The organism is Microcoleus sp. K1-B1 (assembly GCF_036704705.1).
Lineage (GTDB): Bacteria > Cyanobacteriota > Cyanobacteriia > Cyanobacteriales > Microcoleaceae > Microcoleus.
Genome location: NZ_JAUBSH010000208.1, coordinates 1 through 1,213, shown reverse-complemented (window position 1 = coordinate 1,213; position 1,213 = coordinate 1). Strand labels below are relative to the sequence as shown.

The following is a 1,213-nucleotide window of genomic DNA, read 5'->3' as shown; positions in this document are numbered from 1 at the left end:
ATATAGCGATCGCAAATGAATTGTAAATCACAAATCATGTATAATAATGAGGACGTAAATCTCAGTAGGAGTTGAGATGTCCCAAAAGAAATCTGCAGAAAAATTTGTGGAGCATGAAGTCCAAGCTTTATTAGAACTCGAAAATTTTATTGCCAGCAATCCCGACCCAAGAGAACTTAAAAGAGCTGCTTCTATCCGCATGTTAATTGAAGGGGTTCGCCGCGAAACTATTCAAAAGATATTGGGAGTATCATCTCCATTTATCAGTAAGTGGAAAATCAATTATGCGTTGCATGGAATTCAAGGGTTGCGCTTAAATCATCAGGGTTCGCGGGGACAACTTAAGCCTGAAGAACGAGCGGAAGTCATCCAATGGTTAACCAATAAAAACCAGTGGGATTTATCCGAATTATCAAATTATATAGCAGAGCGATATCAGATTGAATTTCAATCAAAAACTAGCTACTACCAACTTTTTAAGTCAGCGGGAATTAGCTGGAAAAAATCTCAAAAAAAGAATCCAAAACGTGATGAAGAACTCGTCAAAAAAAAGCACCAAGAAATCTGTGAGATTCTGGAAGAACACCGATCAGCTATAGAATCGAGAAAGCTTGTGGTGTATTTGATTGATGAGTGTCATCTATTGTGGGGAGATGTCTGTGGTTATCTTTGGGGAAGGCGCAACGAGAGAATAGAAATACCACTGGTGAATCAGAGAGAAAAACAAACTTATTATGGCGCAGTAAATTATTTAACAAAACAGTTTGTTCTGCGAGAATATGCAACGGCAAATTCTGAGAATACAGTGGCTTTCTTAAAAGACTTACAATCTTTAAATCCCGAAGCCAGACATTTGATTATTTGGGATGGAGCCAGCTATCACAAATATAAAGAAATGAAAGCTTACCTAGAAGAAATTAATCAAGGTAAGGATCGGGATGAATGGCCTTTAACTTGTGTCCTATTTGCTCCTAATGCTCCGGAGCAGAATCCAGTCGAAGATATTTGGCTTCATGCCAAGACTTGGGTGAGAAAATTTGGGAATCGGCTCAGTTCTTTTGCCTTGGTTAAATGGTTTTTCAATTTTACCATACAGTCACAAAGCTTTGACTTTCTCAAATTACACAAATTTGGTATTTTTGAACCAACACTCAATGGAACTGCTGCTCCATCGAATCCTTAATTAATTTACGAATGATTTGCGATCGCTATA

1 protein-coding gene is annotated in these 1,213 nt (G+C 37.8%); it reads left to right on the top strand.

What is annotated here, in order from left to right; genetic code table 11:
* Positions 1 to 76: 76 nt before the first annotated feature.
* Positions 77 to 1,183: an IS630 family transposase gene (locus QUA83_RS30440; protein ID WP_333297941.1), complete on the top strand. Its 1,107-nt coding sequence runs from the start codon at positions 77 to 79 to the stop codon at positions 1,181 to 1,183.
* Positions 1,184 to 1,213 lie beyond the last annotated feature (30 nt).